This is a genomic window from Streptomyces sp. NPDC006197 (assembly GCF_040613865.1).
Taxonomy (GTDB): Bacteria; Actinomycetota; Actinomycetes; order Streptomycetales; family Streptomycetaceae; genus Streptomyces.
The window spans coordinates 1-7,786 of record NZ_JBEXSZ010000237.1; the positions used below are offsets into that span (position 1 = coordinate 1).

Annotated in this window: 5 protein-coding genes; 4 read left to right on the plus strand and 1 reads right to left on the minus strand. The window is 72.4% G+C overall.

Features of this window, described 5'->3' with window-relative positions:
- Window positions 1–1,517, plus strand: a 1,517-nt coding sequence (locus ABZ318_RS38245) for an ATP-binding SpoIIE family protein phosphatase (RefSeq protein ID WP_356907026.1), incomplete at its 5' end; no start/stop codon positions are given.
- A 96-nt stretch (window positions 1,518–1,613) separates the two neighbouring features.
- On the opposite strand, the gene ABZ318_RS38250 is transcribed toward ABZ318_RS38245, so the two are convergent.
- Entirely contained in the window at window positions 1,614–3,833 is a 2,220-nt protein-coding gene (locus ABZ318_RS38250; protein WP_356907027.1) for a transglycosylase domain-containing protein, read from the minus strand.
- 266 nt (window positions 3,834–4,099) lie between these two features.
- On the opposite strand from ABZ318_RS38250, the gene ABZ318_RS38255 reads away from it, so the two are divergent.
- From ABZ318_RS38255 to ABZ318_RS38265, 3 genes are read left to right on the plus strand one after another with little or no spacing between them, the layout of a single operon-like run.
- The gene (locus ABZ318_RS38255) at window positions 4,100–4,624 is read left to right on the plus strand and encodes a PadR family transcriptional regulator (RefSeq protein ID WP_030692793.1); all 525 of its coding nucleotides are present in this window, start codon (window positions 4,100–4,102) and stop codon (window positions 4,622–4,624) included.
- A complete protein-coding gene (locus ABZ318_RS38260; RefSeq protein ID WP_356907028.1) occupies window positions 4,621–5,304 on the plus strand; it encodes an ABC transporter ATP-binding protein in 684 nt (227 codons plus the stop codon). The genes ABZ318_RS38255 and ABZ318_RS38260 overlap by 4 nt, the downstream gene beginning before the upstream one ends.
- On the plus strand, window positions 5,301–7,673 hold the full coding sequence (locus ABZ318_RS38265) for an FtsX-like permease family protein (protein WP_356907029.1): 2,373 nt from the start codon (window positions 5,301–5,303) through the stop codon (window positions 7,671–7,673). The genes ABZ318_RS38260 and ABZ318_RS38265 overlap by 4 nt, the downstream gene beginning before the upstream one ends.
- Window positions 7,674–7,786: the final 113 nt, after the last annotated feature.

Below are 7,786 nucleotides of genomic sequence, written 5' to 3' on the forward strand. Positions count from 1 at the left end.
TGGCGCCCTTCGTGCTGCGGCTGCGCCGCACCGACCGGCTGCGGTTAAGCGATCTGGAGGGCGAGGAGCTCGTCCTCGTACCCGATCCGGATCCGACCCCCGCGGCCGAACTCTGCGAGGTGCGGTCCGGCGGGGCACTGGCCGAGGTGCTGCGCGGGGTGCGGCCGGTCTTCGGCGACTCCACGGCCGCCAAGGCCGCGCTGGCCGAGCTGCTCGGCCCCGAGCACCCGCTGCCCGGCGGGCTGCGCGCGGTCCTCGCGCCGCTGCGCGGCCGACGGCGGGTGATCGGCGCCGCCGTGTTCCTGCGCCGCCCCGAGCGGGCCGGCTTCGAGCCGAACGACCTGCTCGTCGCGGCGCAGTTGGCCACGCACACCGCGCTCGGCATCGACAAGGCCGTGCTGTACGGCCGCGAGGCGTACATCGCGGACGAGCTCCAGCGGACGATGCTGCCGGACTCGCTGCCGCAGCCGACCGGCGTCAAGCTGGCCTCGCGCTATCTGCCGGCGGCCGAGACGGCCAGGGTCGGCGGCGACTGGTACGACGCGATCCCGCTGCCCGGCAGCAGGGTCGCCCTCGTCGTCGGCGACGTCATGGGCCACTCCATGACCTCGGCGGCGATCATGGGCCAGCTGCGCACGACCGCGCAGACCCTGGCCGGTCTCGACCTGCCCCCGCAGGAGGTCCTGCACCACCTGGACGAGCAGGCGCAGCGGCTCGGCGAGAACCGCATGGCGACCTGCATGTACGCGGTGTACGACCCGGTCTCGCACCGGATCACCGTGGCCAACGCGGGCCATCCGCCGCCGATACTGCTCCACCTGGGCGGCCGCGCCGAGGTGCTGCGGGTGCCGCCCGGCGCCCCCATCGGGGTCGGCGGGGTGGACTTCGAGGCGGTCGAGCTGGACGCCCCGGCCGGGGCCACGCTGCTGCTCTACACGGACGGCCTCGTCGAGTCCCGGCTGCGGGACGTGTGGACCGGGATCGAGCAGCTGCGGGAGCGCCTCGCGGCGACCGCGCAGCTGACGGGCCCGGACCACTCGCCGCCCCTGGAGGCGCTCTGCGACGACGTCCTCGACATGCTGGGCCCGGGCGACCGGGACGACGACATCGCGCTGCTCGCGGCCCGCTTCGACGGGATCGCGCCGAGCGACGTGGCGTACTGGTTCCTGGAGCCGGAGGACGCGGCCCCGGGGCGGGCCCGGCGGCTCGCCCGGCGGGCGCTCGCCCGCTGGGACCTGGAGGAGCTGACGGACTCGGTCGAGCTGCTGGTCAGCGAGGTCGTGACGAACGCCGTGCGGTACGCGGAGCGGCCGGTGACCCTGCGGCTGCTGCGGACGGACGTGCTGCGCTGCGAGGTCGGCGACGACTCCCCGCAGCTGCCCCGGCAGCGGCGGGCGCGCGACACGGACGAGGGCGGGCGCGGCCTGTTCCTGGTGAACCGGCTGGCCCGGCGCTGGGGGGCGACGCGCCTTTCGGGCGGCAAGGTGGTCTGGTTCGAGCTGGCGACCCGTACCTGAGCCCCTCCGCCCCCGCCCCGTACGACCGCCGTACGACCGAAGGCCGGACCCCGTACAAGGGTCCGGCCTTCGGTCGTACGGCTTTGGGCCGTGTCGTCAGCGGGGCGGGCGGGTGGTGCTGTTCACGCCCGGGTCGCCGCCGACGTCCGGCGGCTGGATCGAGGTCGGCGGGTCCGTCGGCTCCTCGGTCACCGTCGGCTCCTGGGTGGGCTCCGGCGGCGTGGTGATGGGGTCGTTCGTCGGCTGCGGCGGCGTGGTGGCCGTCGAGGTCGGCGGGGCCGTCGGGTTCGGGGAGGCCGTGGTCGGCTCGTCGGTCGGCTCCTCCGTCTCCGGCGCCTCGGTGGTCGAGGTGGGCTCCGGCAGCGTGCCGTCCGGGGCGGCGCCGTCGGTCTCCAGGTCGAAGGTGGCGTCCGAGCCGCCGTTCAGCGCGCGCTCGGTGTAGTCGCCCCAGATCTGGGCGGGCGTGCGGCCGCCGTTGGCGCGGCCCCGGTTGATGGTGTCGGTGAGGGTGACCTGGTTGCCCTTGGCGTCCTCGCCGAAGAGGCCGACGGCGGTGACGAGTTCGGGGGTGTAGCCGACGAACCAGGCGGAGCGGTTGTTCTCGGAGGTGCCGGTCTTGCCGGCGGCCTCGTAGTCGCCGGCGGCGCGGAAGCCGGAGCCGTTCTGCACGACGCCCGTCATGGCCTGGGTGGCGGTGTCGGCGGCCTCGCGGCTGATGACCTGCTCGCCGATCGCCTCGGTGCCCTTGACCGTGCGCTCCTTGTGCTCGGCGGTCTTCACGAGGGTCGGGGTGACCTTCTTGCCGTGGTTGTCGAGCGTGGCGTAGACGCCGGCCATGTCCATGGTGGAGGCGCCCATGGTGCCGAGGGAGATGGCGGGGGTCTCGGGGAAGCCCGCGCCGTCCTTCATGCCGAGGGCGAGGGCGGTCTTCTTGGCCTTGGCCGGGGTGACGTCGACGATCATCTGGGCGTAGACCGAGTTGATCGAGCTGTTGGTGGCCTTCTGGACGGTGACGGGGCCGTAGTTGTGGTCGTCCTCGTTCTCCGGCGCGAAGTCGATGGGGCTGCCGACGACCGGCCTCTTGCTGGTGCCGTCGTAGATGGTGCCGAGGCCGATCTCCCGCCCGTCCTGGGTGAGCGCGTGGTTGTCTATGGCGGAGGCGAGGACGATCGGCTTGAAGGTGGAGGCGGGCTGGTAGTCGCGGCGGGTCGCGTTGGACATCCAGTGCTCGGTGGCGCCGATGCCGCCGTACATCGCGACGACCGCGCCGGTCTTCGGGTCGACGGAGGTGGCGCCGGCCTGGACGGTCGCCTGCTTCTCGTCGCCCTTGCGGTCGAGCTTGTCCTCCAGCTGCTTGTCGACCGCCTTGACGAGGTCCTTCTGCTTCTTCTCGTCGATGTTGAGGGTGATCGTCCAGCCGCCGGCCTTGATGTCCTCCTCGCTGACGCCCTGCCGCATCAGCTCCTGGTTGGCGGCCTCGATGATGTAGCCGGTCTGGCCCTCCATGCCGGGGGCGGGCTTGGGCTTCTGCGGGACGGGGAACTTCATGCCGGCGCGCTCGGAGGCGCTGAGCCAGCCCTCGCCGACCATGTTGTCGAGGACGTAGTTCCAGCGCTCCTCGACGAGCTTGCGGCCGGTGGGGCTCGCGGAGGTCCAGTCGTACTGGTTGGGTGCCTGGAGCAGCGAGGCGAGGTAGGCGCCCTGCGCGGTGGTGAGCTTGGTGGCGTCGACGCCGTAGTACGAGCGGGCGGCGGCCTGGATGCCGTAGGCGGAGCGGCCGTAGTAGCTGGTGTTCATGTACCCGGCGAGGATGTCGCTCTTGCTCATCTTCTGGTCGACCTTGATGGCGATGACCATTTCCTTGAGCTTGCGCGTGGCCGTCTGGTCCTGGCTCAGGAAGTAGTTCTTGACGTACTGCTGGGTGATGGTCGAGCCGCCCTGCTTGCCCTTGCCGGTGACGGTGTTCCAGGCGGCACGGGTGGTGCCCATGATGTCGACGCCGTGGTCCTTGTAGAAGGTCTTGTTCTCGGCGGCGACGAACGCCTTCTGCACCTGCAGGGGGATCTTCTCGAGGCCGACGATCTCACGGTTGATCTTGCCGGTGCGGCCGATGACCTTGCCGTTGGAGTACTTGTAGATGTTGCTCTGCATCGTCGCCTCGGCGTTGGCCGACGGCACCGGGACCAGCAGGTAGACGACGTAGAGGGCCCCCATGCCGAGCAGGCAGAACACGATGAAGGTGCCCAGGAGCCTCTTCCAGGTGAAGAGGCGGCGTATGCCGCGCTTCTTCGCCTTTCCCTTGTCCGGTCGGCCCATGTGTCCAGTCGCTCCGCTCGTCTTGTGTCCGGCGCCCTCGGCGCTGAGCCCGCCCGCATCGGATCAGCTCAGCAAGCTAACACCGACGAGGCGGACAAAGGACAACCGATCACGTCTTTTCCGGACGTGAGAATCAGCACCCACGCCCAGAGGAACCGACGCCCGAGCGGACCGGATGGTTGCGTGAGGGACCGGCTCCACTTGGGCGCCCCTTGCGGCAGCCCGTCTATACATCGTGGGTATACACCCCGTGTACAGTGAGGGGCATGTCCATCGGTCACACCCTCCTCGGGCTCCTGGAGTCCGGACCGCGCCACGGCTACGACCTCAAGCGCGCCTTCGACGAGAAGTTCGGCCAGGACCGGCCGCTCCACTACGGCCAGGTCTACTCGACCATGTCCCGGCTCCTGAAGAACGGCCTGGTCGTCGTCGACGGCATCGAGGCCGGCGGCGGCCCCGAGCGGAAGCGGTACGCCATCACCGAGGCGGGCATCACCGATGTCGCCCAGTGGCTCGCCACCCCCGAGAAGCCCGAGCCGTACCTCCAGTCCACGCTCTACACCAAGGTCGTCCTGGCCCTGCTCACCGGCCGCGGGGCCGCGGAGATCCTCGACACCCAGCGCGCCGAGCACCTGCGCCTGATGCGCGAGCTCACCCGGCGCAAGCGCGACGGCGACCTCGCCGACCAGCTCATCTGCGACCACGCCCTCTTCCACCTCGAAGCGGACCTGCGCTGGCTGGAACTGACCGCCGCCCGTCTCGACGCGCTCGCCGAGGAGATCCGCCGATGAGCTCCACCCCGCTGCTGCGCGCCACCGGCCTGGACAAGGCCTACGGCCCGACCCCGGCGCTCGCCGGCGCCGACTTCGCCCTGCGGGCCGGCGAGGTCGTCGCCGTCATGGGCCCCTCCGGCTCCGGCAAGTCCACGCTCCTCCACTGCCTGGCCGGAATCGTGCGCCCCGACGCCGGCACCATCACCTACGACGGACGCGAACTCACCGCGCTCTCCGACGGCGCGCGCAGCTCCCTGCGCCGCACCGACTTCGGCTTCGTCTTCCAGTTCGGCCAGCTCGTCCCCGAACTGACCTGCGTCGAGAACGTCGCCCTCCCGCTCCGCCTGAACGGCGAGAAGCGGAAGACCGCCGAGGCCAGGGCCGCCGAGTGGCTCGCCCGCCTGGAGGTCGACACCGTCGCGGGCAAGCGCCCCGGCGAGATATCCGGCGGCCAGGGCCAGCGCGTCGCCGTCGCCCGCGCGCTCGTCACCGCCCCGCGCGTGATCTTCGCCGACGAGCCGACCGGCGCGCTCGACTCCCTCAACGGCGAGCTGGTCATGCGGCTCCTCACCGACGCCTCCCGGGACACCGGCGCCGCCGTCGTCCTCGTCACCCACGAGGCCCGGGTCGCCGCCTACTCGGACCGCGAGGTCGTCGTACGGGACGGCTCGGTACGGGACGCGGAGTGGGCCGCATGAGCCTCGGCACCTGGACCCGCGACCTGACGCTCGGCGCCCGGTTCGCGGTCGCCGGCGGCCGCTCCGGTCTGCTCCGCACCCTGCTGACCGCCACCGGCGTCGGCTTCGGCGTGGCCCTGCTGCTGCTCGCCGCCTCCTTCCCGAACATGCTCTTCCAGCGGGAGGTGCGGGAGTCGGTCCGCGCCGTCGACGGCAGCGAGCAGGTCACCTCGCCCCGCCCCGACTCCTTCCTCCACCTCGGCCGGACCACGGTCTACCGGGACGACGTCATCAGCGGACTGCTGCTGCGCCCCGAGGGCGACGCGCCCCCGCTCCCGCCGGGCGCGGACAGGTTCCCCGGGACCGGCGAGATGCTGGTTTCCCCCGCGCTCGGGAAACTGCTCGACTCCCCCGAGGGCGCGCTGCTCAAGGAGCGGCTCCCCTACCGGGCCGTCGGGACGATCGGACCGGCCGGACTCATCGGCCCGGCCGAGCTGCGGTACGTCGCCCACGTCGACTTCCTGGACGCGGAGAACCTCGACGGGCGCGGCACGCGCTACGGCTGGTCGGTGCCCGAGGAACCGATGAACGCGTTCCTGATCCTCCTCGTCGTCGTCGCCTGCGTCGTCCTGCTCCTGCCGGTGCTCGTCTTCGTCGCGACCGCCGTCCGCTTCGGCGGCGAGCAGCGCGACCGGCGGCTCGCGGCGCTCCGGCTGATCGGCGCGGACACCGCCATGACCCGGCGGATCGCGGCCGGCGAGTCCCTCGCGGGCGCGCTGCTCGGGCTCCTCGTGGGGATCGGACTCTTCGCGGCGGCCCGGCAGTTCGCGGGCGCCTTCACCATCTGGGACGTCAACGCCTATCCCGGCGACGTGGTGCCGATGCCGGCCCTCGCCGTGCTCGTCCTCGCCGTCGTCCCGGTCGCCTCGGTCCTGGTCACCCTCTTCGCCCTGCGCGGAGTGGCGATCGAACCGCTGGGCGTCGTGCGGACCTCCACCCCGAGGCGCCGCCGTCTGTGGTGGCGGCTGCTGCTCCTCGCGGCCGGCGTCGCCTTCCTCGTCCCGCTCATCGGCGACGTCCAGGTGACCGATGCCGGCATCGACACCGTGGGCGTCGTGACCGGCATGACGCTCGCGCTGATCGGCCTCACCACGCTCCTGCCGTGGCTCGTCGAAGCGGGCGTCAAGCGGCTGCACGCCGGGCCGGTGGCCTGGCAGCTCGCGGTCCGCAGGCTCCAGTTGAGCAGCGGCACGGCGGCCCGCGCGGTCAGCGGCATCGTCGTCGCGGCGACCGGGGCGATCGCGCTCCAGATGCTCTTCCAGGCGATGGAGAACGACTTCACCCGGTTCAGCGGCGAGGACACCTCCCGCGCCCAGATCGCGATCGGCGCCGACGCGAGGAACGCCGACGAGGCCCGCGGGATGATCGACCGCTTCCGGCGGACCGAGGGCGTCACCGGCGTGATCGGCACCGTCGAGTCCTACGTGTGGCGGCCCGGACCCCTGAAGGAGGGCGAGGAGTTCGCCCCGCAGGCCTCGCTCAGGGTCGGCGACTGCGCCTCCCTGAGGGAGTACGCCACGCTTCCCTCCTGCACGGACGGCGACGTCTTCGTCTTCCTCGCGCACGGCGCCCAGGGCAACCCGCCCGACGACCGCGTCACCAGCGCCGCCCGGCCCGGCGCCACCGTCGCCCTGCGCGACCCGCATCCGCACCCGAGCGCGCCGAAGCCCCCGAAGGGCGCCCCGCTGCCGCAGTGGCGGATCCCCACGACGGCCCGGATCGTGGACTCCCGCCCCGACCCGACGGGCATGTACGAATACGGCGTCCTCGCCACCCCGTCGGCGATCGACACCGCCCTGCTCGACGAGCCCGACGCGCAGACCATGGTCCGGCTCGACCCGGCCGTGCCCGACGCCGCCGAGCACGTGCGGAACACGGCGGCGGCCATCGATCCGACGTCCTGGGTGCGCACCCTGAAGGACACCGAGCGGGACGCGGCGTTCTCCAGCGTCCGCACCGGCATCCTCGTCGGCTCCACCCTGACGATGCTGCTCGTGGCGGCCTCGCTGCTGGTGGCGACCCTGGAGCAGCTGCGGGACCGCAAGCGGCTGCTCTCCTCGCTGGTCGCCTTCGGCACCCGGCGCTCGACCCTGGGCTGGTCGGTGCTGTGGCAGACGGCGGTGCCGATCCTCCTCGGGCTCGTCCTCGCCGTGGCGGGCGGTCTCGGACTCGGCTTCGTGCTGCTGAAGACGGGTGGCCAGCAGGTCGCCGACTGGTGGGGCTTCCTGCCCGTCGTCGGGGTCGGCCTCGGACTGATCGCGGCCGTGACGCTGCTGAGCATGCCGGTGCTGTGGCGGCTGATGCGGGCGGACGGGCTGCGGACGGAGTAACCCGTCGACCGGATGTCCGAGGAGTACGGGGCGGGGCGGCGGCTCCTGACACCGGGGGGGGTCGGGTCCGAGGACCACTCCGACCAGGAGCCGGCGTAGAGGCCCGCGGGGAT

Bases quoted from the DNA above. Each gene is read 5' to 3' on its own strand.
- ABZ318_RS38250 (WP_356907027.1), bottom strand. From the start codon at position 3,833: ATGGGCCGACCGGACAAGGGAAAGGCGAAGAAGCGCGGCATACGCCGC.
- ABZ318_RS38255 (WP_030692793.1), top strand. From the start codon at position 4,100: ATGTCCATCGGTCACACCCTCCTCGGGCTCCTGGAGTCCGGACCGCGC.
- ABZ318_RS38260 (WP_356907028.1), top strand. From the start codon at position 4,621: ATGAGCTCCACCCCGCTGCTGCGCGCCACCGGCCTGGACAAGGCCTAC.
- ABZ318_RS38265 (WP_356907029.1), top strand. From the start codon at position 5,301: ATGAGCCTCGGCACCTGGACCCGCGACCTGACGCTCGGCGCCCGGTTC.